This is a genomic window from Engelhardtia mirabilis (genome assembly GCF_007748095.1).
Lineage (GTDB): Bacteria > Planctomycetota > UBA1135 > UBA1135.
On the sequence record NZ_CP036287.1, the window covers coordinates 195,458 to 221,019 of the forward strand.

At 67.6% G+C, this 25,562-nt stretch carries 12 protein-coding genes and 4 pseudogenes; 13 read left to right on the top strand and 3 right to left on the bottom strand.

The window, feature by feature from the left end:
- Positions 1–953 precede the first annotated feature (953 nt).
- Both istA (Pla133_RS00775) and istB (Pla133_RS00780) read left to right on the top strand, forming a co-directional pair.
- The gene (gene istA, locus Pla133_RS00775; RefSeq protein ID WP_419195447.1) at positions 954–2,510 is read left to right on the top strand and encodes an IS21 family transposase; all 1,557 of its coding nucleotides are present in this window, start codon (positions 954–956) and stop codon (positions 2,508–2,510) included.
- Positions 2,494–3,243, top strand: a complete 750-nt coding sequence (gene istB / locus Pla133_RS00780; RefSeq protein ID WP_145168242.1) for an IS21-like element helper ATPase IstB — start codon at positions 2,494–2,496, stop codon at positions 3,241–3,243. The genes istA (Pla133_RS00775) and istB (Pla133_RS00780) overlap by 17 nt, the downstream gene beginning before the upstream one ends.
- Before the next feature lie 417 nt (positions 3,244–3,660).
- Here istB (Pla133_RS00780) and Pla133_RS25765 read toward each other — a convergent pair.
- Positions 3,661–4,542: pseudogene (locus Pla133_RS25765) on the bottom strand (integrase core domain-containing protein); the annotation flags it as partial.
- A 315-nt stretch (positions 4,543–4,857) separates the two neighbouring features.
- Here Pla133_RS25765 and Pla133_RS00790 point away from each other — a divergent pair.
- The 9 genes and pseudogenes from Pla133_RS00790 to Pla133_RS25770 all read left to right on the top strand — a co-directional run bounded on the left by Pla133_RS00790 (position 4,858) and on the right by Pla133_RS25770 (position 14,307).
- Positions 4,858–5,985 carry a bifunctional heptose 7-phosphate kinase/heptose 1-phosphate adenyltransferase gene (locus Pla133_RS00790; protein WP_419192000.1) on the top strand — a complete coding sequence of 376 codons (1,128 nt, stop codon included), beginning with the start codon at positions 4,858–4,860 and terminating at the stop codon, positions 5,983–5,985.
- Positions 5,986–6,004: 19 nt separating this feature from the next.
- Positions 6,005–8,857, top strand: a complete 2,853-nt coding sequence (locus Pla133_RS00795; protein ID WP_419192001.1) for an ATP-binding protein — start codon at positions 6,005–6,007, stop codon at positions 8,855–8,857.
- A gap of 139 nt (positions 8,858–8,996) precedes the next feature.
- Positions 8,997–9,264 (top strand): annotated as a pseudogene (locus Pla133_RS00800) (Fic family protein); the annotation flags it as partial.
- A 116-nt stretch (positions 9,265–9,380) separates the two neighbouring features.
- Positions 9,381–10,595, top strand: a complete 1,215-nt coding sequence (locus Pla133_RS00805; RefSeq protein WP_145061405.1) for an ATP-binding protein — start codon at positions 9,381–9,383, stop codon at positions 10,593–10,595.
- Between the two features lie 68 nt (positions 10,596–10,663).
- Positions 10,664–11,128 (top strand): annotated as a pseudogene (locus Pla133_RS00810) (type I restriction endonuclease); the annotation flags it as partial.
- A gap of 109 nt (positions 11,129–11,237) precedes the next feature.
- Entirely contained in the window at positions 11,238–12,866 is a 1,629-nt protein-coding gene (gene istA, locus Pla133_RS00815) for an IS21 family transposase (RefSeq protein ID WP_145061410.1), read from the top strand.
- On the top strand, positions 12,863–13,636 hold the full coding sequence (gene istB / locus Pla133_RS00820) for an IS21-like element helper ATPase IstB (RefSeq protein WP_145061412.1): 774 nt from the start codon (positions 12,863–12,865) through the stop codon (positions 13,634–13,636). The genes istA (Pla133_RS00815) and istB (Pla133_RS00820) overlap by 4 nt, the downstream gene beginning before the upstream one ends.
- 90 nt (positions 13,637–13,726) lie before the next feature.
- Positions 13,727–14,217 (top strand): annotated as a pseudogene (locus Pla133_RS00825) (type I restriction endonuclease subunit R); the annotation flags it as partial.
- A complete protein-coding gene (locus Pla133_RS25770; RefSeq protein ID WP_419192469.1) occupies positions 14,191–14,307 on the top strand; it encodes a type I restriction enzyme endonuclease domain-containing protein in 117 nt (38 codons plus the stop codon). The pseudogene Pla133_RS00825 and the gene Pla133_RS25770, both read left to right, overlap by 27 nt.
- Before the next feature lie 443 nt (positions 14,308–14,750).
- On the opposite strand, the gene Pla133_RS00830 is transcribed toward Pla133_RS25770, so the two are convergent.
- Positions 14,751–17,735: a serine/threonine-protein kinase gene (locus Pla133_RS00830; protein ID WP_145061414.1), complete on the bottom strand. Its 2,985-nt coding sequence runs from the start codon at positions 17,733–17,735 to the stop codon at positions 14,751–14,753.
- Positions 17,736–17,742: 7 nt separating this feature from the next.
- On the bottom strand, positions 17,743–18,324 hold the full coding sequence (locus tag Pla133_RS00835; RefSeq protein WP_145061417.1) for an ECF-type sigma factor: 582 nt from the start codon (positions 18,322–18,324) through the stop codon (positions 17,743–17,745).
- Between the two features lie 295 nt (positions 18,325–18,619).
- Here Pla133_RS00835 and Pla133_RS00840 point away from each other — a divergent pair, with 295 nt between their 5' ends.
- Positions 18,620–21,769, top strand: a complete 3,150-nt coding sequence (locus Pla133_RS00840) for a hypothetical protein (protein WP_419192002.1) — start codon at positions 18,620–18,622, stop codon at positions 21,767–21,769.
- 456 nt (positions 21,770–22,225) lie between these two features.
- Positions 22,226–25,393: a hypothetical protein gene (locus tag Pla133_RS00845; protein WP_419192003.1), complete on the top strand. Its 3,168-nt coding sequence runs from the start codon at positions 22,226–22,228 to the stop codon at positions 25,391–25,393.
- Positions 25,394–25,562: the final 169 nt, after the last annotated feature.

The following is a 25,562-nucleotide window of genomic DNA, read 5'->3' on the forward strand; positions in this document are numbered from 1 at the left end:
TGGAGGGGGTTGGCTCGATTTCTGAGGGAGGGGGCGCCGGAGCGGCCGGAGCCGTTGGGCAGAGGGCGGTTCGATACGACCATGTTGCAGGAATGGGCGTCGGTGGAACACCCCCTTGTCGGTGAGGTCTCCCGGAGCCGTGCGGGCGACGGCTCCTGAGAGTCGGCGGCTCAGCTCGAAGGCTTCCGCTCCCCCGCAGCGTTCTGTAGCCTCCAGCCAACTGGTAGTCGACCATCGATGAGATCATGGTCGGGATTGGCTGCCGTGCTCCTCGGTCAGAAGGCCCTCAGCTGGCTTCGAAGACCCGACCACCTTTCACGAAACCCTGAAGCCCCCAGAAGGTATTGGCCTTCTCCCCCGGACCCATTGGTCCTTCGAGACTCTACCCAGGAAGCGCAGAACCGCGGCCTGTGCAACCCGGAACATGGGTAACAGGTCTGCCCGGGCACATGGGTGACACCTGGGAGTTCCGAGAGACTGCGCGAGCCCCCCAGCAGGGCGGGAGCCCCGGAGAGGACGAGGAGCGTAGCGACGAGGACGCTCCGGGGCTCCCGCCCCGCTGGGGGGTGGCTGGCTGAGCGCCACGGTCCCGGGCGTGACATATCGGAATTTCGAGGGTGACCAGGCACATGGGTGACACCTCATTCGGACCGGTCGTGCTCGACCGGGATGATTGTCCGAAGCCGATGTTGCAGCTCGGGGTATCAAGTCCACCTGTAGCCCGGCCAAGCTGGTCCACCCCGGCGGCGGGGTGATGGGCGGGTGAGATCGGCCAGGCTGGTCCACCCTGGTTCGGCCAAGCTGGTCCACCTCAGCTCGGCCAAGCTGGTCCACCGCCGCCAGTCCCGAAGGTCCTCCCGCCGGTCTACTGACCGCCCTCATCCTCTTCGGCTCCCACGAGCCAAGGAGGATGGATGGGCGCCAGGAGGACCGACATGCACAGACTTCAGGAGATGCTCCGCCTGCACAGGCTGGGGCAGGGATCGCGAGGGATCGCGCGACAGCTGCACATTGGGCGGGACACGATCCGTGCCTACATGCGCGCGCTCGCTACGGCGGGGCTGCTCGAGGGCGCGCCTAACGAGCTGCCCGACCTCGATCAGCTGCGAGCGGCAGTCGAGGAGCACGTCCAGTCGAGGCAGGCGCCGCAGCAGCGCTCCTCGGTCGAGCGGTGGGTCGCGACGATCGAGCGGCTGCGGAAGAAGGGGGCCGGGCCGAGTGCGATCCACGACTGGCTACGCCTGAACGAGCCGGACTTCGACGGCAGCCTCTCGGCCATCAAGCGTCTGGTGCTGCGACTCGCCGACGCGGAGGGTCCCAAGCCGACGGACGTAGCCATCTCCGTCGAGACGACCGCGGGCGAGGTGGCCCAGGTCGACTTCGGCTACGTCGGGAAGCGCTACGACCCCGAGCGCGGCGTCTTGCGCAAGAGCTGGCTCTTCGTGATGACGCTCGGCTGCAGCCGCCACATGCACACCCAGATCGTCTTCGACCAGAAGATCGAGACCTGGGTGAGGCTGCATGTCGAGGCGTTCGAGTACTTCGGCGGCGTGCCGCGCGTCATCGTGCCCGACAACTTGAAGGCGGCAGTGATTCGGGCCTCGTTCGGCGTGGACGGCGAACCCGTCTTGAACCGCACGTACGTCGAACTCGCACGCTATTACGGATTCCAGATCGACCCGACGCCGCCACGCGCGCCGGAGAAGAAGGGCAAGGTCGAGCGCGGAGTGCGCTACACGAAGGGAAACTTCTTCGCTACGCACGAGTCCGTCGACATCCACGAGGACCGGCGGGCGCTGCGGCGCTGGACGCTGGAGATCGCAGGGCGGCGCCGGCACGGGACGACTGGCCGCGCACCGCTCGAGTACTTCGAGGAGGAAGAGCGCGCTGCCCTGCTGAGCTTGCCGCAGTCGCGGTGGGAGCTCGTGATCTGGAAGAAGGCACGCCTGCATCGTGACAGCCACGTCCAGGTCGACGGCGCCTTCTACTCCGCGCCGTGGACCTTGCTGGGCCAAGACCTCTGGCTGCGCTGCACGACGCACTCGATTGTGATCTACGCCGAGGACTGCCGTCTTCACGCTCATTCGCGTGTGCCGCGCGGCAAGCGCAGCACGATCGAGTCGCATCTCCCCGAGCACCGCCGTGACCTCCGGCACCGCAGCCGCGAGCACTGGATCGTGCGTGCTCGGGTGATCGGTGAGGAGGTCGAAGTGCTCGCTGCCGCGATCTTCGACTCCGACGATGTGCTCTACCAGCTGCGCAAGGTGCAGGCGGTCGTCACGCATCTCGAGGGCTTTCCGCGCGAGCGCGCACGCGCGACGGCCAGACGCGCGCTGCACTTCGGCTGCCTCGAGTACCGCAGCATCAAGAGCATCCTCAAGCAGGGGCTCGACCTCGAGCCCCTGCCGGAGGAGTCCGGGCGAGCGTGGTCTCAGGGATCGATGTTCGCCCGCAACCCGCGCGAAACGCTCACAGCACTCCAGGAGAAGACCCATGGCGATCGCCGCTGACCTCGTCCCCGTACTCAAGAAGCTCCGGCTCTCGGGCGTGCTTCAGACGCTCGACCTGCGCACGAAGGAAGCCGTCGATGCGGATCTCAGCCACTCCGAATTCCTCTTCCGCCTCTGCAGCGACGAGGTCGAGCGGCGCGACTCGAAGCAGCTCGAGATGCGCTTGCGACGCGCGACCTTCGAAACCACCAAGCGGCTCGACGACTTCGAGTGGTCCTTCAACCCGCAGATCCCCAAGACCAAGATCATCGACCTCGCGACCTGTGGCTTCGTCGCGAAGCAGGAGAACGTGCTGCTGATCGGGCCTGCCGGCGTCGGCAAGAGCCACATCGCCCAGGCGCTGGGAGAACGCGCTTGCCGCGCTGGCCACTCAGCGCTGTACACGACCGCCCACCGGATGCTCACCCAGCTGCGGTCGTCACGGGCCGACCAAGGCTGGGACAAGCGGCTCCTGCGTTACACAACGCCGGACGTGCTGATCCTCGATGACCTCGGCCTGCGGCCGCTCGAAGGTGACGAGCCGATCGACCTGTACGAGGTGATCCGAGCTCGCTACGAGCGGGGCTCGATCGTGGTCACGTCGAACCGCGCCATCGAGGAGTGGTACCCGCTCTTCCGCGACGACCTGATGGCCTCCGCCGCGATGGACCGCTTGCTCCACCACTCGCACGTCCTGGTGATGGAAGGGAGCTCCTACCGCAACCCGCCGACCAAAGGGCGCGAGGCTGTCTGATGCCCCGATCGAGGTGGACCAGCTTGGCCGAACTGGAGGATCTGTTTTTCCAGCCCCTCCTGGGCGCCCCTTTCTGGCGCTCCGAACCTCCCTTGCCGAGCACTCAATGACTGATTTCCGAGGGCACTGAGCTGGACCAGCTTGGCCGAACTGAGGGTGGACCTGACCAGCCGAACCTTGACAGCCGATCGCTGAGAACGCCCAGGCGAGCGGGGCCGAGGTGAACAGCCCAGTGGTCGTCCTCGACCGCTTCAAGGCCGACCATCTCGCCGGCCATGGCCTCGCCCACGAAGACGAAACCTCGTGCCCACTTGATCGATCCGTCCCTTCGAACTCGTCGGGGTACTCGTGATCGACCAAGTCGTCAGGCATCTCGCGCTTCGACTCTCGATAGACCTCGGCCCGAGTCCGCATCTTCAGCAACTCGTGCGGGCGCTCGTTGTTGTAGACCTGCTGGAAGCTATCGAAAGCTCGCTGCTGAGCTCTGATGGAAGATCGCGGGGGCGAGGCCGTCTCCGCCTTCAGCGTCTCGCGGAAGCGCTCGTGCCGCCCGTTCTGATCCGGTCGCCCCGGCTGAATGAAGACCGGCTGCACGCCAAGCCCCAACATCCAGACGCCCAATCGCGAGAGACCGCCAAGCCCTCGGGAGCCGAACGGCGAGCCGTTGTCGCTGAGCATGTAGCTGGGCAGCCCGAAGGTGTAGAACAGCTCTTCCAGGCGGCGTCGGACGTCCTCCAGCTTCGGACCCACCATGGCGCGGCACTCGAGCGAGAAGCGGCTGTCGACGTCATTGACCGTGAGCGGGTCGCACCGCGTCCCGTCTCCGACGCGAAACCAGCCCTTGTAGTCGATCGACCAGACATCGTTCGGCGCCTGGGCGTCGACGACAGGCGCACCGTGGTATCCACACCTCCGCGACCTTGCTCTTCTCGCCACGACGACTCCCGCGCGCTGCAGAATCGCATCCACCGTACTCCGAGCCGGAAGAGTCAGTTCCGGTCGGTCACGCTCGAGGATCGACAGGATCTTCTTCGACCCCCAACTCGGATGGGCCTTCCGAACACGGAGGATCGCAGCCTCTACGTCGTCCGGCGTTTGATTCGGATGCTTCTTCCGTGCTCGCGATCGGTCGCGAAGGCCCTCGGGTCCATCCTGCTGATACCGCCCGAGGAGCTTGTACCCCGTCTTGCGGCTGATCCCGAACTCCTCGCAGAGTTCGACCATGGATCGACGGCCACGCTGAGCCTCCGCAATGAACTTCAGGCGCTCATTCACTTGGTTGGTCTGATGCCACGGCATCCAGGCCAGGAGACACCTTGGTCGACCCGCTGTCTGCCGTCGATGTCACCCATGTCCCCGGACACATGTGTTACCTATGTACCCGGACCGGACCGCTTGCGATTCGCCGGACTCCGCTATCCCCCCCACTCCAAGGTTCACAGGCCCACGAAACCACCCAAGTCCCATGTCCACCGAATCGAGGGACGGTCGAGAGCGCCGCTGACGCCCGGTCTCTCCTCCCTTGCCCGGACGACGCACCTCAGGTACAAAGCGAAGGCACTAGTTGTAGGTTGCTACAGCCATCGCCCAATCGCTCCCGCCGCCCTTCATGCCATGCCTAGTCGATTCTCAATCGACCGCGACATCGCCCGTCGACTTGTCACGTCCTTCAAGGATCAGCGGATCCTAATCATCGGCGATATAATGATTGACAAGTACATTTACACTGAGCTGCGTTCGGAAACCGATGAGTCGGGACGGCGCACTCCCAAATTTCGAGCGGCCCGAGAGGAGATCCTCCTCGGCGGTGCAGGCTGCGTAGCCACGAACGTACGCCACCTCGGGGCCGACGCGACAATTATCGGCGTCACTGGCGCCGATTCGCGCCGCGACGAGCTTATAGCCCTCCTTCAGCATGAAGGCATAGACCACGGCGCAGCTGGCGGCACAACAACCCTCATCAGCGAACCGACGACGATTCAAGGAGAGCCCAGGCCAACAACGCTGAAGGCGAGGCTAATTGAAGATGCCGCCCATCTCTTTCGCTGCGACATCGAAGTCGACGACACGCTCTCCGACGAGACGTGCGCACTTGTCTGCGAAACTATTGCGCAACAGGCGCCGAGTGCGAACGCCATCATCATCGCCGACTACGACAAAGGTGTAATGAATGCCCAGACAATCGATGCTGCCATGCGCGCGGCCAAGGACGCAAAGATCCCAGCCTTTGTCGATCCCAAGCATCGCAACTTCTGGCGATACCGCGGCGCTACGCTGGTCAAGCCAAACCGCGTCGAGTTCGAACGCAATCAGGGAGTCCCGCTTCGATCGAAACAAGCGACCACACACGACATCGAGTTGGGCCAGATCATTGACCGCTGTCGTAGATCACTCCCCGAAACCGCACGCAGAATGCAGGTCGACAACGTTCTCCTGACCCTTGGTAGCGACGGCATGGCTCTCTACCGGAGGGATAAGACAACCTCAGGCTCGCCCCGAGACGCGCTACTACATCTTCCGGCCCTGAATCGCTCGCCAGTCGATGTTGTCGGCGCTGGCGATTCAGTAATAGCCACATTGGCCATCGCAGCCGCCGCCGGCTCAGATCTCGCAACCGCAGCTGCGCTAGCTACGATCGCCGCCTCGTTCGCGGTACGCCGCCCAGGGGCGCGCCCTGCACGCCTTCAAGACCTCATCGACTGGCTCGAAAGCGATGAGCCTCTCTCGGACACGGGGCTCTAGGGTCGGAAGGCGCTCGACGATGACACACAACAAGATTCTTTCTACGGAAGAGTTGCTCGAGTCTTTCCGCGCGGTCGATGAACTAGATGAACTCAGACGAGATCTCGAGCGCCGACGCGAACGAGGCGTCGCCACTCTCGTGGACGGTGTATCAACCTCATTCTCAGATGGCTGGGACAAGCCAGACTCCCCACTCACCGACCTCCTTCTGCGTCGAGTCAAGCATCTCGCATTCGGACTAGGGTTGCCCGTAGCAGCAGAAGACTTCCCCGCCATCGCGCACCTTGAGCTGTACAAGAAGCGGGACGAGGCCAGGATTCGCACTCTGTTTCCCTCAATGCCCGCTGACGAGGGAAGTGCCGCATCTTCCGATGACGGCGAAATTAGTGTACTCCTTGCCGCCCAACACCTGCGAACCGTCATTGACGAGCTGCCGCTAGCGGACGACTCGACTTCATCAGCGAATGACGGCGCACCACTGGGGTACATCCCGACTTCAGCATTCAACTGCATCTACAGGATCCTTCGAGAGGTTCTCACCGTTGACCTACCGAGCGGGCACTTTGGCGCCGCAAAGGCAGGCGAGAACGGCGGCACCCTTTCGACCTTTGTCACCACCGAATGCGCTCGCGCGATTGGACGACTCGCGGCGCTCTTCGACGGGACGGCATCGATGCTTCAAGAGGTCGAACAGATTACCGAGTACATCGAACTCGTCGATGATGCCACATCTCTCCCTGAAACGCCGCTAGACCAGAAGTGGACGGAGGGCGAGATCGGGCGATCAGGCATTGCCCTTGCAACGATTCTTCGCGATTCTTCGAGCTCGTCACTTCTTCGCGTCGACACTCTGCCTAACGCTCTAGACTCAGTTTCCGCTGCGCAGAGCGTCTGGGAGGGGCTCCGCCGATTCTGCGCAAGATCACTAGCGCAAGCTGAGCAGGCACTAGAAGACATCGAGCGTTTTCGGACTGACGAGTCGCTGACAAACCAGCTTTCGACTAGCGCCCCCCCGGGCGCGGGGCCAAACAGCCAGGGATCGAAGCAGGCCAGCTCTTCGCTATCCCGATTTGCCCTCACAAGCACGCCGCACGATTTCGCTCAGGCGACAATCTTGTCCGTTACGAGAGTTTTGGAAGAGTTGTCGGCGCAGGCGACGTCAGCCCGTGAACGACCGAGGGTTAGACGAGCTGGAAAGGAGGGATTGCGACACGTCGCAGTCATTCTACGTAGGTGCCTTGGCCCAATGAGGTCTTTCTCACGAGCCCTCCTCTTCGAACGATTGTGGCAAGTCAGCCAACAGAACGCGCAAGACAGGATCCATGATCTTGTATTCGCCGCCGATACTGCTGGTAGCCTTGGGGGCGATTGGGCCACTGGCCCATTTCGCGATGTCGTAAAGACAGCTCTTGACGCCCTTGGCAAGGCCGGACAGTTCCCCCTCGGCCCCCCCTTTCAGGTCTCAAAGGGAGGCAAAGAGAAGCGAGCGATCAACGCACATGTGATTCGGGCGCTCGCACACGTCGCCGAGAAGTCGGAGTATGATCTGTCAACAGACGACGTGCGTCGCCTTGCCTTGTCGCTCGAGTCCGATGCCCAACACGAGAACGGCAAGCTGTCGTGGACCAGAGTGGGGGCATCAGATCACGGGCAATCGTCTCCCTGGGTGTCAGCAGTCAACCTACTCGCGCTCGATCGCCTGGTGAGATGTGTTGATGCGCAGATTAACAGACAAGTGAGAGGTTGTTTCCTCTCATTCTCACCTGAGAGCCTCAGCTCGAAACCGCGGATCCGGGACCTAATCTGCACCGACCTTGGGGTGGCGTCGATGGATTGGTCTGAGAGAGAGAGAGCCCCGGTGACGCACGACCTGGAGTGGATGAGGGCGCATGTCCTCAGCGCCCAAGGCCGCAGAGTCAAGTCTACAGTCTCGTCAGCGATTCTCTATGGACCGCCGGGAACAGGCAAGACGACGCTTGCGGAGTCCCTAGCCGCGAGCTGTGGTGTGCCGCTGATCGTGATTGCACCAAGCGATCTTCTTCGAGATGGCCCCGACAAGATTGAGTTGCGAACTGAACTCATCCTCTCGATGCTCTGCAGCGTGACAAGGTCAGTCATCCTCTTCGACGAGTTCGACCCCGTCATTCGGACCCGCAAGAAGGTTGATCCGTCGCATGCGCTGACGCCGCTTTCTTTTCTGACGGGAAACATGCTTCCGCGCTTGTCCCGTCTGCACGAGGCGGCGCGACGGCGCTCATTTGCGTACCTCCTTGCGACCAATTACCTTGAGCTTCTAGATGATGCGGCGATTAGGCCGGGCCGGTTTGACCGCCGAGTAGGTATCTACAATCCAGATCTCGCGTCCAGAATGTGTCGGGTCGTCTCGCAGCTCAAGACTGCCATTAATGATCCAGATATCGAACTCTCTGATGGATGGAGTGAGCGAGCAGCTCGCGCGGTAGTTGCGACTCGAGGACTGTCACTTGCAACCCTCGCTTCGCAAGATTGGTTCATCTTGCCGAGATCGGCGGGCAAGATTCGAGCGTCGTCGCTTTGGTCGTTCGTTGTCCTGGGCGAGGAAGAGCCGAGATGGCCGCTTCCCTCAGGCACATCTGATTGGTCGAGTTTTGGAGCCGGTGGCGAAGACAAACCCGCCCATCCGATGGCCTTGGCAGAGACTGCTGAGCTTGCTCTCTGCGCTTGGTGGGAAGACGCAGCAGAGGGATGTTCGACTTCTTGGATACGAATCTTGGAGGTGGCGCGATCGGACCGAGCGGGGGTTCTTGAGAAGTACCGTTCTGACGTTGCAGCTCTGAGGGCATCGCGGCTGCGAGGCATACGAGGTAGCGAGGGGGATAGCACTCTTGGATAGCCGCCCGGCCTACTTGATGGGGGCTTCAGGGTCTCGTGTGGGTGAGGATGGCCGACGTGACCGGCCAGGGGAGAGGTGGTCGGGTCGTCGGAGCCAGCTAATCCCGGCCCTCAGCTTGCTCCGAAGACCCGACCACCTCTACCCGAGCACCCAGGTACGGGCGGCGCACCTGCTCTACTTCGTCATCAAGGACCACCCGTTCTCGGACGGCAACAGGCGCATCGGCCCGTTGCTCTTCCTGGAGTACCTGCGGCGCAACGGGCTGCTCTTGCGCGCAGACGGCCCGGCCGCGGCTGGCGGACAACGCCATGGGGGCGCTGGCGCTGCTGGTCGCCGAGAGCGCGCCGGAGCAGAAGGAGCTGATGATCCGGCTCGTGCTCCGCCTGCTCGAGGAGGACGCGCCGTAACCAGCCGTGGCGGCATCACCGAGTCGGTCGTCGAAGAGGCCGAGCTCGCCTGGCTGGAGGCCGCAGGTGATCGATGCCGCTTGCCCTGCTCAGGTCGTTGAGTAAAACTACTCACCATGCTGAGTAATTCGTCAAGCCCCTACCAGCGCCCCCAGATCGCCGAACTTCGCCGCCGGCTGGCGGAGCCGCGCCGCTTCATCCAGGTCGTGGCCGGGCCGAGACAGGTCGGCAAGACCACGCTGGTCCAGCAGCTGGCCGACGAGCTCGGTCCGGGCGTTCGCTATGCCAGTGCCGACGAGCCGACCCTGCGCGGCGCCGAGTGGATCGCGCAGCAGTGGGAAGCCGCGCGCCTCGAAGCGAAGGGGGCGGGAAAGGCCGGCGTGGTGCTGGCCCTCGACGAGATCCAGAAGATCCCCGACTGGTCCGAGACCGTCAAACGACTCTGGGACCAGGACACGAAGAGCAAGCTCCCGCTGCGCGTGGTGCTCCTCGGGTCGGCGCCGCTCTTGATCGCACGCGGTATGACCGAAAGCCTGGCCGGCCGCTTCGAGTTGCTGCACTTGCCGCACTGGACCTTCGCGGAGATGCGCGACGCCTTCGGCTTCGATCTCGACCAGTACCTGTACTTCGGCGGCTATCCCGGCGCTGCACCGCTCGCCGAGGAACCGCGCCGCTGGCGCAGCTACGTCATCGACAGCCTGATCGAGACCTCGATCTCCCGCGACGTATTGCTGCTGACCCGAGTCGACAAGCCCGCGCTGCTGCGCCGGCTCTTCGAGATGGCCTGCAGCTATTCCGGCCAGATCCTTTCCTACACCAAGATGCTCGGGCAGCTCCAGGACGCCGGCAACACGACCACGTTGGCCCACTACCTGGACCTGTTGTCCGGAGCCGGGATGGTCCGCGGCTTGCAGAAGTTCGCGGGCGGTGCGGCGCGTAGTCGCGGCTCGAGTCCGAAGTTGCAGGTGCTGAACACGGCGCTGATGAACGCAATGGTCGGACTGTCGCCCGCCGAGGCTCGAAGCGACCACGAGTTTCGAGGCCGACTGGTGGAATCCGCGGTTGGCGCGCATCTGGCCAACGCGGCCGCGTGCGGTGAATGTGAGTTGTTCTACTGGCGCGATCGCGGCGCCGAGGTCGATTTCGTGGTGCGCGCGGGCCGCCGCGTCATCGCTATCGAGGTCAAGAGCACGACCACAGGAAGAGTAGGCCCGGGGGCGGCCGCGTTCACCGAGGCGTTCAAGCCGCAGCGCATGCTGTTGGTCGGAGGCGACGGCATCGCGCTCGACGACTTCCTCGAGCGGCCGGTATCGCATTGGATTCAGCCTTGAGCGGGCGTTGCACCGAGTCCGTCGTCGAGGAAGCCGCCCTGGCATGGTTGGAGGCTGGCGGCTGGTAGATTGCGCACGGTCCGGACATCGCCCCGGACTCGCCCGCCGCCGAGCGGTCGGACTACGGCGAGGTGATTCTTGCCCAGCGTCTGCGCGAAGCTCTCGCCCGCCTCAACCCCGAGCTCCCCGGCGCAGCGCTGGAAGGCGCCTTTCGCAAGCTCACCGGCCCCGAAGGCGCAGACGTGATCCAGCGCAACCGCGCGCTCCATCGCCTGCTGGTGGACGGTGTGACGGTGGAGTACCGCGACGCCGAGGGCGCAATCCGCGGCGCCCAGGCGCGGGTGATCGATCTCGACGACCCCGCCGGCAACGACTGGCTGGCCGTCAACCAGTTCACGGTGGTCGAGAACAAGCACACCCGCCGGCTGGACGTGGTGCTGTTCGTCAACGGCTTATCGCTCGCCGTGCTCGAGCTGAAGAACGCCGCCAGCGAAGACGCCACGATCTGGACCGCCTTGCAGCAGCTCCAGACCCTTGGGGATCACCCAAAACCGGCCAGTAGTGATCGGGTCAAAAGCGGCCAGTTGAAGGGGTGATCCCGGGACGTTGACGCGGCAGGAGGGCGTGTGCTCTTCGTGCCGGATGGGCAACGTCTTGAAGCACGAGAAGCAAGAGCAGATCCGAGCACTGGGCCGGCTGGGCTGGTCGATGAGGCGCATCGAGGATGCGACGGGGGTGCGTCGTGAGACGGTGAGCCGTCATCTGAAGGCGGCCGGGATCGAAGTCCGGGGGCGGCGTCAGCGGCGCCTGGAGGCCGATTCAAATGCGGCCGGTTGCCCGACCACCGACTCCGAGGCCGATTCAAATGCGGCCAGTTACCCGATCACCGACCCCGGGCCGGATCCAAGAGCGGCCAGTCAGGTGACCACCGACCTCGAGCGGGCGCCGGCTCCAGGCTGGAGTCCGATGGCGAGCCGGTGCGAGGCCTTCCGCGAGCAGATCGAAGCGGCTGTGGCGAGGGGCCGTAATGCGAAATCGATCTGGCAGGAGCTGGTGGACGAGCACGGCTTCGAGGCCGGCTACCAGAGCGTACGGCGCTTCGTGCACAAGCTACGGGGCAGCGTCGCTCGCGAAGCCCACCCCACGATCGTGACCGCGGCGGGCGAGGAAGCACAGGTGGACTACGGCACGGGCCCGATGGTGCGTCACCCCGAGACGGGCAAGTACCGCCGGACACGGCTCTTCGCGCTGACGCTCGGGTGCAGCCGCAAGGCGGTTTGGCTCTTGTGCTTCAAGTCGAGCTCGCAGACGTGGTGCGAGCTGCACGAAGACGCCTTCCGCCGTCTCGGCGGCACGACGAGGACGGTCGTGCTCGACAACCTGAAGGAAGGCGTGCTGAAGCCCGACGTGTACGACCCCGATCTGAACCCGCTATACCGCGACATGCTCGCGCACTACGGCGTCGTCGCGCTGCCTGCGCGCGTGCGGCATCCCGATCGCAAGGGCAAGGTCGAGCGCTCAGTCGGCTACGCCCAGGACACGGCGCTCAAGGGGATGCGCTTCGAGAGCTTGAAGGACGCTCAGGCTCATCTCGATCGCTGGACGGAACGCTGGGCCGACACGCGCATCCACGGTACGACCAAGCGTCAGGTCGCCGCGATGTTTGCCGAGGAGCAGCCGACGCTGCAAGCACTGCCAGTCGAGCCCTTTGGCTACTTCCAGTACGGCGCACGCACGGTCCACCTGGACGGCTGCGTCGAAGTCGATGCCGCTTACTACGGAGCGCCGCCCGGCTGGATCGGTCGCGAGGTCGCGGTGCAGTGGAGCGGTAACTGGGTGCGTCTGCTCGACCTCGGGACCGGCGAGCTCCTGCGCGAGCATCGCAAGAAGCCTCGAGGATGGCGCTCGGTCCATCCGTCGGATCGTCCGGCGAAGACGCCTGTCACGACGCTGCAACTGCTTGCCAGGTCTCGCGGCGCGGGTGCGTCCGTGGGCGCGCTGTGCGAGGAGATCCACAAGAGGCGCGAGCAGGGCGGCGTGCGCCAGATCCAGGGCGTGCTGTCCCTCGTAAAGAAGTACGGCGACGCACCGATCGAGAAGGCGTGCGCCGTCGCCCTCGAGGTCGGCGCTCCCAACTACCGCTTCGTCAAGAAGTGGATCGACCGCAAGCCACCGGCGCCGCTCTCGCTGCGGCAGGTGGATCCGCTGATCCGCGAACTCTCGCTGTACCGCGACCTGATCGACTCCAGAACCGAAACTGGAACCCAATGAACAGGATCGAGATCGACAAGGCCCTGAGGAAGCTGCGGCTCTCGGGCATGGCTAACACCCTGGAGACACGACTGCTCGAAGCCCAGACCGAGCGCATGCCTCCGATCGACCTCCTCTCCCAGCTCGTCTCGGACGAGCTCGAGCGGCGAGGGGATCGACTGATCGAGCGCCGCATCAAGTACGCCCGCTTCCGAGATGCGGATCGAAGGCTCGACGACTTCGACTTCGACTTCAACAAGAAGATGAATCGCCGGCTGGTCTTCGACCTCGCGACCGCTCGCTTCGTCTCGAAGGCTGAGGACGCTCTCTTCCTGGGCCCCCCCGGCACCGGCAAGAGCCATCTCGCCCAGGCGATCGGGCAGGCTGCGATCTTGCAAGGCTGGGCCGTCGCCTACCGCGAGGCCCACGTCCTGATCGAGGAGATGGCCGACGCGACGCTCGACGGCGCCCGCAGCGAGTACCTGGCCAAGATGGAGAAGGTCCCACTGCTCATCGTCGACGACCTGGGCATGCGCAAGCTGCCGCATACCGCGGCCGAGGATCTGCTCGAGCTCATCATCCGGCGCTACGAGCGGACCAGCACCATCCTGACCTCGAACCGGCCTGTCGACGACTGGGGCAAGCTCCTCGGAGACACCGCGGCTGTCACAGCACTGCTCGATCGGCTGCTGCACCACGCGCACGTCCTGAAGTGTGGACCCAAGAGCTGGCGCACTCAGAAGCGGGCCAGCGCAAGAACGGATCAACCCGTGCTTGCCTTGAACGACTGAAATCCGCTAAACCGACACCCGTCCCGGTCGCTCCAACTGGCCGCATTTGACCCGATCACAACTGGCCGGTTTTGACCCGATCCCCGAGGCCAGACCTACAAAGCCGAGGTGCCGGCGCTGTTCGCGACGAGCGCCGTGCTGATCGTCTCCGACGGCGTCGATGCGCGCGCCGGGACGCTCACCGCCGGGCGTGAGTGGTTCAAGCCCTGGCGCACGATCTCGGGCGAGGCCGTGGCCGACGCGCATAGCCATGAGCTCCAGGTGGTGATCGAGGGGCTGCCGGCGCCGCGGGGCTTTCTCGACCTGGTGCGCGACTTCGTCGTGTTCGAAGACGACGGCGGTGGGCGCATCGTCAAGAAGATCGACGGTACCACCAGTTCCACGCCGTGCAGGTGGCGGTGGGCGAGACGCTGCGTGCGGCCGAGTTCGCACGAGCGGACCACGTGGCCGAGGGGGGCGGGCGATACGAGTCGGGCCGGCGGCCCGGCGGTAAGCCTGGCGACCGGCGCGTGGGGGTCGTGTGGCACACCCAGGGCTCGGGCAAGAGCCTGACCATGGTCGTCAAGCGCATCCTTCGCAAGCATGGCTACCCGCCCGACAAGCAGGAGAGAGCGACGCAGACCGTCCTGGAACAGGCTGCGCTCCACTTCTCAGAATGGGCGAGGGCGTGAGTTGGGCGTCTGACAGCAGCATGCAGCGGACGGTGCTACGCGCCACCGCTGATGCTCAGTGTTGGCAGTCGGGACCCGTCTTGGGTGGGTGTGAACGAATGAATGTCTCGAATGATCGCTCTGAGGGGCAGGACGTTGGTCCGGCGATGGTTGCATCAGGAGCCTCGCTCCGCTGGCCGCTCGGTCTTGGAGATGGACGTGGGCGGGTTCCATGCCGAGGCGATGTGGCGCGGTGATTCGTCGGGGGAGCTTGCGAGCGCTCAGGGTTGAGGTCCGCGAGGCGCTTGGCGCTGGGTGGCGAGCGGGTCGTTCGCTGCGAGGCAAAGCTCGAGGTCACGCCGGAGGTGTTGGGCCAGGCGTTCGTTCACTGGACCCCTGCGACGTGGCGTGCGTCGATCTCGGGGAGTGGGACCGCAGCGCAGAAGTTGCCGCGCGCCCGCGTCTCAGCGACCGGCTTCGATCGTCGCCAGCAACTCGGCGATGCGCGCTCGGTGCTTCTCGGCCTCGTCACCGCGTTCGGCCAGGGCGTCGCGCAGCTCCACCAGGCCGGCTAGGGCCTGGTCCGTGAGGCCGGCGGCGGCGTTGCACTCGTGGAGGTTGATGGCGACGTCGAGGCGGCGGGGATCCAGGGGATCTTCCAACTCGGCGTCGAGGCGCTCCAGGGCCTCGGTCAGGACTTCGGCGGCGGCGTCGAAGCGGCCGGCGTCGAAGCGCAGGCTAGCTAGCGTGTTGACGGTCGAGAGGGTGTAGGTGCCAGCGGCGCCCCAAACCTCGTGAGCCCGCTCATGGACCTCCAGTAGGAGTTCCTCCGCGCGCTCGAGTTGACCCAGGCGCTTGGCGATGTAGCCGACGCTGTAGAGCGACCCCACCAGGCGCGGGTTGCCCGGCTCGTAGCGTTCGCGTTCGTACTCGAGGCTGATCTCGTAGAGCTCGAGGGCCTCCTCCAGGCGGCCCTGGCCGTAGAGCTGGTTGCTGAGGTCCTTGTAGAGCGAGATCAGGCTCATGTGCTCGGCGCGGCCGGCGGCCTCGCCGGCTTCGATCAGGTCGCGGAAGAGCTGTTCGGCCTCGTCGCCGCGGCCTTGGGCGGCGTAGATCTTGCCCAGGGTGCGGCCGATGCGGAGCACGGCGGTGCTGTCGGCGCCCTGGCGTTCGCGCGCGTCCTCGAGGGCGCCGCTGGCCAGGGTCTCGGCCTCGGCCAGGTGCGCAGGCTGCTTCATGCGGATGATCGCCAGGAGGTGGCGGCCGCGCACGTGGTCGGGGTGGGTGCGGCCCAGGATCCGCTCGGCGCGCTCCAGGCCGTCTTCGATCAGGGTGGCGGCTTCCGCCGCTCCCTCCGGCGTGCCGTTGTCGAGGATCGTGGCCAGGTTGAACTGCGCGAGGATCGTCTCCGGCTCGTCGGCGCCGACCGCGCGCCGCTTGGCGGCCAGGATCTCGCGCTGGGCGGCCACGGCCTCGTCGTTGCGGCCCATCACGTCGAGCACGATCGCCGCCTGGGCAGTGATGTCGAGCAGGAGCGGATCGTCGGCGGGCAGGATCGCGACGGCTCGCTCGCGCGCGGTGGCGTTGAGGTCGAGTGCGTCGGTCAGGCGGCCCTGCAGGTAGACCAGGGAGGCCTGCTGGAGCAGCACGCGCAGGGCCAACTCCGAATCGGCCCCCGCCACCCGTTCGACCTCTTCGCGCAGCTCCAGGGCCAGGGCCAGGGCCGGTTCGATGTCGCCGCGGCGGGTGGTCGCCCGGACCAACTGCAGGCGCGCCAACAGGAAGTCCTCGCCGTCCGTCTCCCCGAGCTCCTCGCTGATCGCGATCGAGCGCTCGAGCTGCCGGATCGCCACGTCCCACACGCCGAGGGAGTTGTAGGTCTCGCCCAGGGTCAGGCGCAGGGCCGCCTCGACCTCCGGCTCCCCGTGCAGCGATCCGCCCTCGGCCACGGCCTGGTCCATGCGCCGGCTGGCGGCATCCAGGGCCGTGACCAGCTTGACCTCGGGCCCGGCCTCGCTCGATCCCGACGGCGCCGCGGCGCCCAGCAGGTCGTCACGCAGGAAGGTGCTGATCGCCTCCGCGTGCTTGGCCTCCACGCGGGCCTGCTCGCGCTGGATCTCGAGCTGGGTGTTGGTGACCGAAAGCGCGTCGTTGGCGCGGCTCGCTTCCAACAGGCCCCAGGTCGCGCCGAACAGGCCCGCCAGCACGCCGCCCACCACCACGCCCCCGGCCGCCGCCGCCAGGCGGTGGCGCCGCAGCAACTTGCGGATGCGATACACCGCGCTGGGCGGCGCCGCGTCCACCGGCAGGCCCTCGAGGAAGCGCCGAATGTCCGCCGCCAGGGCGAAGGCCGTGGGATAGCGGCGGTCGCGATCCTTCTCCAGGCAGCGCATCACGATCCAGTCCAGGTCCGCAGCCACCGGCACGGCGGTCGTCGTCGAGCCGGAGCCGGTGGACAGGCTCGTCTTGGAACGCGCGCTGGGCCGCGGCGGGTCGACCTCGCGGATCATGCGCCGCAGCTCCTCGAAGGCCGCGCCGCGCAGGTCGCGGGGATCGAACGGCGGCGCGCCGGTGAGCAGCTCGTAGAGCAGCACGCCCAGGGAGTACACGTCGCTGCGCGTGTCCACGTCGGTCTCGGCTCCGGCCTGCTCGGGGCTCATGTAGGTCGGCGTGCCGATCAGCTGCCCCTCGCGGGTGAACAGCGACGCGGCCTCGCCCTCGACCTGCAGGATCTTGGCGATGCCGAAGTCGATCACCTTGGGCGAGGGCTTGCCGTCGATGGTGCTGACCAGGACGTTGCTGGGCTTGATGTCCCGGTGGATCAGGCCCTTCTGGTGGGCGTGTTGCAGCGCGCCGCAGACCTCGCGGAACAGCTCCAACCGCGCGCGCCGGCCCAGCTCGTGCCGGGCGCAGTAGTCGGTGATCGGCGGCCCGTCGACCACCTCCATGGCGAAGAAGGGGCGCCCGTCGTCGGTCGCGCCGGCGTCCAGCACGCGCGCGATGTTGGGGTGCTCCATGCGCGCCAGGGCCTCGCGCTCGGCCTCGAAGCGCGCCACCACCGCGCGCGTGTCCATGCCCAGCTTGAGCACCTTGAGCGCCACGCGGCGGCGCACCGGCTGCTCCTGCTTGGCCAGGTAGACGGTCCCGAAGCCGCCCTCGCCGAGCACCCGTTCCAGCACGTAGCCGGCGACCTCGTCCCCGGGTGCCAGCTCCGCCCCGCCGCGCCGACCGGCCTCGAGGGCCGCGTTGAAGACGTCCTGGGGCGCGGGCAGCCCACCCTGGTCGCCGCCGCCGGTCGAGTCGCCGTGGGCGGCGAGCAGGCTCGCCACGCGGCGCGCCAGCTCGTCGTCGTCGCCGCAGGCCTCGCGCACGAACGCGCGCCGCTCGGCGGCGGGCAGGTCGAGGGCGTCGAGGAAGACGTCCTTGGCTCGCTGGGCGCGTTGGTCCATGGCGGGCTCAGGCTTCGTCGCCGATCAGCTCGGCCAGGCGCGCGCGGGCGTAGGCCCACTCGCGCGCCACAGTGCGCTCGGAGATGTCCAGGGCCAGGGCGACCTCGCGCACCTCGAGCCCGGCGAAGTAGCGCATGCGCGCGACCTCGGCCGCCCGGGGGTCCTCGGCCTCGAGCGTCGTCAGCGCCTCGTCCAGGGCCAGGACCGAGTCGTTCTCGAGCTCCTGCTCGACGCGATCGACGCTGATCGAGACCCGCGCCCGATCGCCGCCGCGCTTGGCCGAGCCGACCTTGCGAGCGTGGTCGACCAGCACCCGCCGCATGGCCTGTGACGCCGCGCCGAAGAAGTGGCCGCGCCCCTTCCAGTCCATCTCCACGTCGCCCACCAGGCGCATGTAGGCCTCGTGCACCAGGGCCGTGGCCTGCAGGGTGTGGTCGGAGCGCTCGCGGCCCATCTGCCGCCGCGCCATGCCGTGCAGCTCGTCGTAGACGAGTGGTAACAGCCGGCTCCACTCGCTGCCCTCGGCCCCCTCGTGGAGGATGCGGGTCAACAGCGCGCGCTCGGGCACTTCGGGTCCGGGGTCGGTCATGCCAGGACCGGGGATCGCCGCCGGTCGCCTCCTCGACCGGATCCTAGCCCCGGGGGAGCGTGCGGGGGCACTGCGCTCCGCCGGTCCGGTGGCCCGGTCGGGTGTGATCGTGAGAACCATCGACTCCCCGTGCGCGAGCGGGCCGCGGGACCTGCCACGGAGATCGCGGATCGCAGGCGAGGATGGCGCAATTGCGCCTTGGAGTGAAACCGAGCCGGCCCGCGCGGGTCTATACAGGTGCCGCGCGCGCCGATCTTGTGGCCCGCGCTTGTCCTCCTCTCCCAGGAGCGAATCCATGCCCGCTCTCCCCTGCTTCCGTTTCGCCCTGCCCCTGGCCGCCGCGCTCTTGGCCGGCCCCTGGTCACCGAGCTCCGCCGCCCAGTCCCCGGTCCAACTGGCCGTTGACTTCAACCAGCAGGTCAGCTCCGGCGGTGGCTCGGAGCCCTGCTTCCTGGCCTCGGACGGACAGCGCTCGTACTTCTGGGCCAAGGGCCCCGGCGACGGCGACGACCTGTGGGTCACCGATGGCACCCCGGCCGGGACCCATCTCGTCGCGCCGGACCTGACCGCCGTCAGCTACACGCCGAACCCGCTGCTCGACGGCGGCGTGGTGCTGCCCTCGGGGCGGGCGATCGTGATGTCGCCCAACTCGGTGGTCCCGGCCCTGTTCTACCCGACCCTGTTCGGGACCGACGGCACCGCCGGCGGCACCGAGCCCCTGTTCGAGAGCCAGCCCGGCGACCTGCACGCGAGGTCCGACCTGGTCGAGTTCCTCGGCGAGGGCTGGTTCGTGGGCGAGGGCGTGCCCCAGCCCTTCGGCCCGGTGGCCGGCCGCCTGTGGCGCAGCGACGGGACCTCGGCCGGCACCCGCCCCGCCTTCACCGGGCCGAGCGAGCCCACCAACGTGCGGGGCCGCCTGGTCGTCGGTGGGGGCCGCTTGTACTTCGTGGACGCCTCGGACGACTCCGTGGTCGGAGACCCGCCCCGGCTGCTCAGCACCGACGGCAGCGGCGCGCCGCCCACCGTGCTCTTCACGGGGATCCCGGACGGGGACATCTTCGTGTCGAACTACCTGCCGACCACGGGGGAGGTGCTGTTCACCTCCCGCTTCTTGCCGGCCACCAGCAGCGGCACCTACGTCAACGAGTGGCGGACTGTCGACGCCGGCGGCGCGGGCGGCGGGGAGGTCCTGGCCGACGCGGTCTACGAGCCGAGCCATTCCGCCGTGGTCCAGTCGCTCGTCTACTTCCCCGGTGTCAACTCCCTGGGCGAGATCAAGCTGTTCGTCAGCGACGGCACCGCGGCGGGGACCTTCACCGTGCCCGACAACACCCAGGGGCTCATCAGAGCCTGCGAGGCGGCTCCCCTGGTGCCCTACAACGGCGGGGTGGTGTTCATCGGCGGCGATCCCTTCGTCGGCTTCGAGCCGCGCTTCGCCGACTCCTCGGGGATCGTGCTCCTGGTCGACGCGACCCCCGGGCTCCTCCCCGTCGCGATCCCGGAGTTCGTGGAGTGGAACGGCGAGCTGTACTTCCACATGGGCGTCGCCCAGTCGATCCCCGGCCGGCTGTACCGCACCGACGGGACCGCTGCCGGAACGGTGCCGGTGCTCGACGCCGCCACGGTCGGCTCGGCGCCCCTCTACGCCACGGGGCGCACCCAGGCCGGGATCGTCTACGAGTTCGACATCAAGACCGGCCTGGGCTCGGAGCCCTGGGTCGTCGGGGGCGACACGGTCAAGTTCGTGGCCGACATCGACCCGAACTCCAGCTCCCCGTCCTTTCCGGGCAGTCTCGTGCGCCTGGGCCCGGAGCTGATCCTGGTCGCCAGCACGGCGTTCCTCGAGAGGAGCCTCTACTCCGCCGACGGCACCGCCGCCGGGACCCAGACCCTGGCCACCCTCGACCTCGGCAGCGGGTCCTCCGGCGTCGGTGGCGCGATCGTGCTGGGGGACCGAGTCGTGATGCCCGGCGGTCTGGGCGGCATCGGTCGCGACCTGTTGATCACCGACGGCAGCACGGCGGGGACCATCGCTGTGGACCTCCTGCCGGGCCCGGACAGCTCTATTCCGACCGACTTCCTGCGCGTGGGTTCGCGCGCGTACTTCGTGGCCCGCACGGGTCCCTCCGGGGTGGGGCGACTGTGGGTCACCGACGGCACGGCCGCGGGGACCGTGCAAGTGGCCGACGTGCAGATCTCGACCACGACCGGAGTCCGACCCCTGTTCGACGCCGAGGGCGTGGGCGGCGCGGAGGTCTTCTTCATCGGGTACGACGCCTCCGGTTGGGAGCTGTGGCGCAGCGACGGCACCGCCTCCGGGACCCTGCGGGTGACCGACATCGCGGCGGGCGTGGCTAGCTCTGACCCGCGCGACGGCGCGGTCGTGGGCGGTGAGCTGTGCTTCAGCGCGACCGACGCGGCCCACGGGCGCGAGGTCTGGGCCACCGACGGCACCGCCGCGGGGACGCGCCTGGTGGTCGACATCGCGCCGGGGCCGGCGAACGGCGTGGCCGATCTCGACGGCGTCGCCTTCGACGGCCGGCTGGTGGTCGCGTCGGCGGGCGGCAGCCTCGGCCTGGGGCCGATCGCCGTGGACCCCGCCAGCGGCCAGGTCCAGCGCCTGGTCGAGCCGGCCCTGGCCGCTGCCAACCCGGGCCTGGCCGGCAAGCTCGTCGGCGACTTCGCGCGCCTGGGCGACGCCCTGCTCTTCGCCACCGATGGGCCCACGCCCACCGGCGGCGAGGCGCGGCTCTGGCGTGCGACGTCGGCCACCGCCTTCGCCACGCCCACGGCGGTCGACGTGCTCGACAACTTCGCCATCAACGTGACCGACCTCGGTGGGGGCTTCGGCCTGGTCGGCGGGACCAGTGGCGAGGGCACCGAGCCCTGGGTCCTGCGCCCCGACGGACCGGCGACGCAGCTCATCGACCTCTACCCCGGCGTGCAGTCCTCGAACCCGGGCTACGGCGTGCGCGTCGGCTCCCAGGTGCTCTTCCCCGCCGACAGCCCGATCTGGGGCTACGAGCTGTTCAAGGTCTCGGTGGCGACCCTGGGCGCCAACGTGGCCGTTCCGATCGAGGGCGGCTGCGCCGCGGCCGGCGCGGCGCCGGTCTTGGCCCCCGTCGGGCGACCGACCCTCGGGGCCGACTTCGACGTGCGCATCGAGGGCGCGCCCGTGGCGGCGCCGCTGGTCTGGGCCGTGGACACGAGCTTCGCGCCGGTGTCCCTGTCCGGCCCCTGCGCGCCGCTCCTGCTGAGCCCGACCTTCCTGGCCCTGGGCCAGACGAACGGGGCCGGTCAGGGCCTCCTGGATCTGGCGGTGCCCGCCGACCCGGTGCTGCTCGACGCCGTGCTCGTCTTCCAGACCCTGGTGGTCGAGGTGCCGGGTCCGTTCCTCGGGATCGCCTCCCTGAGCGACGGCCTCGAGGTCGTGGTCGGGCCCTGAGTCCGAGCCTGGCGGCCAGTGCCGAGCGACGCGACTCGCCTGGGAGCGGGTCGCGTCGATCCCGCCTCGGCCGGTTGCTCCCATCGGTACATCGCCAAGGCCCGGCGCGGAGCGCGAGCAGCGTCGAAAGGTCCTGGCACCGCCTTCGGTGTCTTCGTGGCGAGTTCGAGTGCGAGCCGCACCGTCGTTCGGACCATGGCCGGGCTCCTACGTGGCTGGCCGGCCGCGCTGAACCGGCCGGCGGGCGTTGGCTTCGAATCTTCGCCCCAGGAGGCCGGGACGGCTCCACGCGTTGAGAGCCTGACATGGAAGTCCCATTCGGTCCCGGGGGACGATCGAGGCCGGCGTTCGGAATTGCGGGTGAAACCCGCCCCTTCTCGGCGGGTGTATACCAGTGGAACGCGCGCCGACCTTGCGGCGCGGGCTTGCAACACCTTCCTCCCTTCTGGAACCGACATGACCGACAGACCTCGTTCGATCGCGCCCGCCGTCCTCGGCGGCTGGATCCTGATCTTCACCTTGGGAGCGCCGGCTTCCTTCGCCGCGCCCCAGAACCCCATCGAGCCCGTCGCCGACCTCAACCCGCAACTCGCCGGTGGGAGCGGGTCGATGCCCGGCTTCCTCGCTTCGGACGGCACGCGAACCTACTTCTGGGCTGCCGGTGGCGACGGCAGCGACGACCTCTGGGTCAGCGACGGGACCCCGGCCGGGACCCACCTCATCGCCCCCGATCTGACCTCCGTCAGCTTCGCGCCGACGGACCTGCTCGACGGGGGCATCGTGCTGCCGTCGGGCCGCGTCATCGTGAAGGCGCCGACATCGGTCGTGCCGACCCACATCTGGCCCGTGCTGTTCGGAACGGACGGAACGGTGGGGGGGACGGAAGCCCTCTATGCCAACACGCCCGACGATCTGCACGTTCTCTCCGACCTGGTCGAGTTCCAGGGCGAGGCGTGGTTCGTCGGGGAGCTCGGCCCGCCGGTCTTGCAGCCAATCCCCGGCGCCCCTGAGGGGACCCTGTGGCGTAGCGACGGAACCCGTGCTGGCACTCGACCGGCCTTCCCCGCCGGCGTCGAACCGACGCCGGTCACGGGACCGATGCTCACGGTCGGAGGCGAGCTCTACTTCGTCCAGGCGTCGGACATCAGCGTCGCTGGCGACGCGCCGCGGATCCTGCGCACCGACGGCAGCGGCGCTGCGCCGGCGGTCGTCTACGTCGGTCCCCCGGACAGCGATCTGGCACTCTCCAACTTCATGCCCTCGGTCGGGCGAATCCTGTTCACGATCTTCAATCAGATGTCGCTCGGCACCAGCTCGACGTTCGAGTGGTGGTCGATCGACGTCGCCGGCAACAACGCCGAGACCTTGGCCAATGCCTTCGTCCTGTCCAAGAGCGAGTCGGCGGTAAGCGGCGATCGGGCCTACTTCAGCGGCAAGGATGCCATGGGCAGCGTCAAGGTCTTCATCAGCGATGGGACCCAGGCGGGAACGGCTGCGCTGCCCGACAACTCGCAGGAGCTGGTCTGGCCGATCTTTCCGACCGTCATCAAGCCCTACAAGAATGGCGCGGTGTTCGTGGGTCTCGATCCCTACACCGGTGCAGAGCCGCGTTTCGCCGATGCCAATGGCGTTCACCTCCTGGTTGACGCCGAGCCGGGGATCCTTGGCTCGGGCGTCTCGGAGTTCGTGGAGTGGAATGGCGAACTCTACTTCCACACCCAATCGACCGAGTCGATACCGGGCAAGCTCTACCGTAGTGACGGAACTGCCTCGGGCACGAAGCTGGTCATCGACGCCACGGCCATCGGTTCAGCGCCGCTCTACGCCGCCGGTATCACGCAAGCGGGGATCGTCTACCGCTTCGACCTCAAGAACGGCCTCGGGTCCGAGCCCTGGGTCGTGAGCGGTGACACGGTCAAGTTGGTGGCCGACATCGATCCCAGCGGGTCGCTCTCCTCCAATCCGAGGGAGCTGGTGCGGCTGGGCGACAAGTTGGTGTTCGTGTTGGCCGCGAACATCCTCGCTCCGGTCCTCGCCATCAGCGACGGCACGACAGCGGGGACCCAGCCCATCGCCGACGCCGACCTCCTGACGGGTCTCGGCAGCATCCCCACCGCGGTCCGGCTCGGTGACCGCGCCCTGATGCGCGGGGGAGTGGGCGGCGTGGGTCGCGAGCTGCTGGTGACCGACGGCACGGCTGCTGGGACCCTTGCCGTGGATCTGTACCCGGGCGCCGCTGGCTCCACACCGAGCCAACTGCTGAGGGCCGGTGGACGGGTCTGGTTCAGCGCCGAAACGGGGCCGGACTTCACACGGCGCCTGTGGGTCACCGACGGCACGGCTGCGGGGACCACGCAGGTGGCCGACGTCACGTTCGTGGAGGTGTTCGGCCGCGCGACCCTGTTCGACGCGCAGGGAGTCGGCGGGGCCGACGTTTTCTTCGTCGGCCTGGGCGCTGAGGGCGCCGAGCTGTGGCGCAGCGACGGAACGTCCGCCGGGACCGTCCTGGTGGCCGACATCGCGCCGGGCGCTGCCAGCTCGAGTCCGCGGGACGGTGCCGTCGTCGGCGCCGAGTTCTGCTTCAGCGCGATCGACGCGGCCCACGGTCGCGAGGTGTGGGCCACGGACGGAAGCGCCGCGGGCACGCGCCTGGTGGCGGACGTCACGCCCGGGCCGGCGAGCGGCGTCGCGGTTCTTGACGGCGTGGCCTTCGACGGTCAACTGGTGGTCGCCTCGGCGGGCGGCAGCTTGGGCCTGGGGCCGATCGCGATCGAACCGGTGACCGGTCAAGTCCGGCGCCTGGTCGACCCGATCGTGGCCGCCGCCAATCCCGGCCTGGCCGGCGCCGCCGTGGGCGGCTTCGAACCCCTGGCGGACGCGCTCCTGTTCGCCACCGACGGACCCACTCCCACCGGAGGACCGGCGAGGTTGTGGCGGGCGACCAGCGCGACGGCGTTCGGTGAATTCCTGCAGATCGATGTGCTGGACGACTTCGGCGCCTACCTGACCGACGTCGGCGGAGGCTTCGCGTTGGTCGGGGGGGTGGACGCCAGCGGGGTCGAGCCTTGGGTCGTCCGGCCCATCGGCAATCCGACCAGGTTGGTCGACTTCTTCCCAGGGCCGGCATCGTCGTCGCCCTCCGCCGGTGTGCGCGTCGGCTCTCGCGTCCTGTTCACGGCCACGGATCAGTTCCTCGGAACCGAGCTGTTCAAGACCTCGGTAGCGACCCTCGGCGCCAATGTGGCCGAACCCTTCGAAGGCGGCTGCGCCGCAGCCGGTGAGCCGCCGATCCTCGAGCCCGTCGGTCGCCCGACCCTGGGCGCGAACTTCGACGTGAGGATCGTGGGCGCTCCGGCCTCCGCGCCCTTGGTCTGGGTGATCGACACCGGCTTCGTGCCGGCCAGTCTCTTCGGGCCCTGCGCGCCATTGCTGCCGAGCCCGACCTTCCTGGCTCTGGGTCAGGCCGGCGCCGGTGGCGTCGGCCTCCTGGACCTGGCGGTTCCCGCAGACCCGCTCCTGCTCGACGTGGCGCTCTACTTCCAAACCCTGGTGGTCGAGGTGCCGGGCCCGTTCCTGGGGATCGCTTCGTTGAGCGACGGACTCGAGGTCGTGGTCGGGCCCTGAGCCCGAGGCAGCGGAGCGCTTCGAGCGGCGCGACTCGCCCCACGGCGGGTCGCGCCGCTCTTGCATTGGCGGTCAGTCCGCGCGCGGCGCATGCATCCGCAGCGAGCCGCCGTCCGTACCCGTCGTGGAACGCAAGCAGCGAGAACCCCTCTCGAATCCACACGGACGG

Excerpts from the sequence above, each read along its gene's own strand:
- Pla133_RS00805 (WP_145061405.1), top strand. The coding sequence starts at position 9,381 with ATGCTGAGTAATTCGTCAAGCCCCTACCAGCGCCCCCAGATCGCCGAA.
- Pla133_RS25770 (WP_419192469.1), top strand. The coding sequence starts at position 14,191 with ATGGTCGTCAAGCGCATCCTTCGCAAGCATGGCTACCCGCCCGACAAG.
- istB (WP_145168242.1), top strand. The coding sequence starts at position 2,494 with ATGGCGATCGCCGCTGACCTCGTCCCCGTACTCAAGAAGCTCCGGCTC.
- Pla133_RS00830 (WP_145061414.1), bottom strand. The coding sequence starts at position 17,735 with ATGGACCAACGCGCCCAGCGAGCCAAGGACGTCTTCCTCGACGCCCTC.
- istA (WP_145061410.1), top strand. The coding sequence starts at position 11,238 with ATGGGCAACGTCTTGAAGCACGAGAAGCAAGAGCAGATCCGAGCACTG.
- Pla133_RS00795 (WP_419192001.1), top strand. The coding sequence starts at position 6,005 with ATGACACACAACAAGATTCTTTCTACGGAAGAGTTGCTCGAGTCTTTC.
- Pla133_RS00845 (WP_419192003.1), top strand. The coding sequence starts at position 22,226 with ATGACCGACAGACCTCGTTCGATCGCGCCCGCCGTCCTCGGCGGCTGG.
- Pla133_RS00790 (WP_419192000.1), top strand. The coding sequence starts at position 4,858 with ATGCCTAGTCGATTCTCAATCGACCGCGACATCGCCCGTCGACTTGTC.
- Pla133_RS00840 (WP_419192002.1), top strand. The coding sequence starts at position 18,620 with ATGCCCGCTCTCCCCTGCTTCCGTTTCGCCCTGCCCCTGGCCGCCGCG.
- istB (WP_145061412.1), top strand. The coding sequence starts at position 12,863 with ATGAACAGGATCGAGATCGACAAGGCCCTGAGGAAGCTGCGGCTCTCG.
- istA (WP_419195447.1), top strand. The coding sequence starts at position 954 with ATGCTCCGCCTGCACAGGCTGGGGCAGGGATCGCGAGGGATCGCGCGA.
- Pla133_RS00835 (WP_145061417.1), bottom strand. The coding sequence starts at position 18,324 with ATGACCGACCCCGGACCCGAAGTGCCCGAGCGCGCGCTGTTGACCCGC.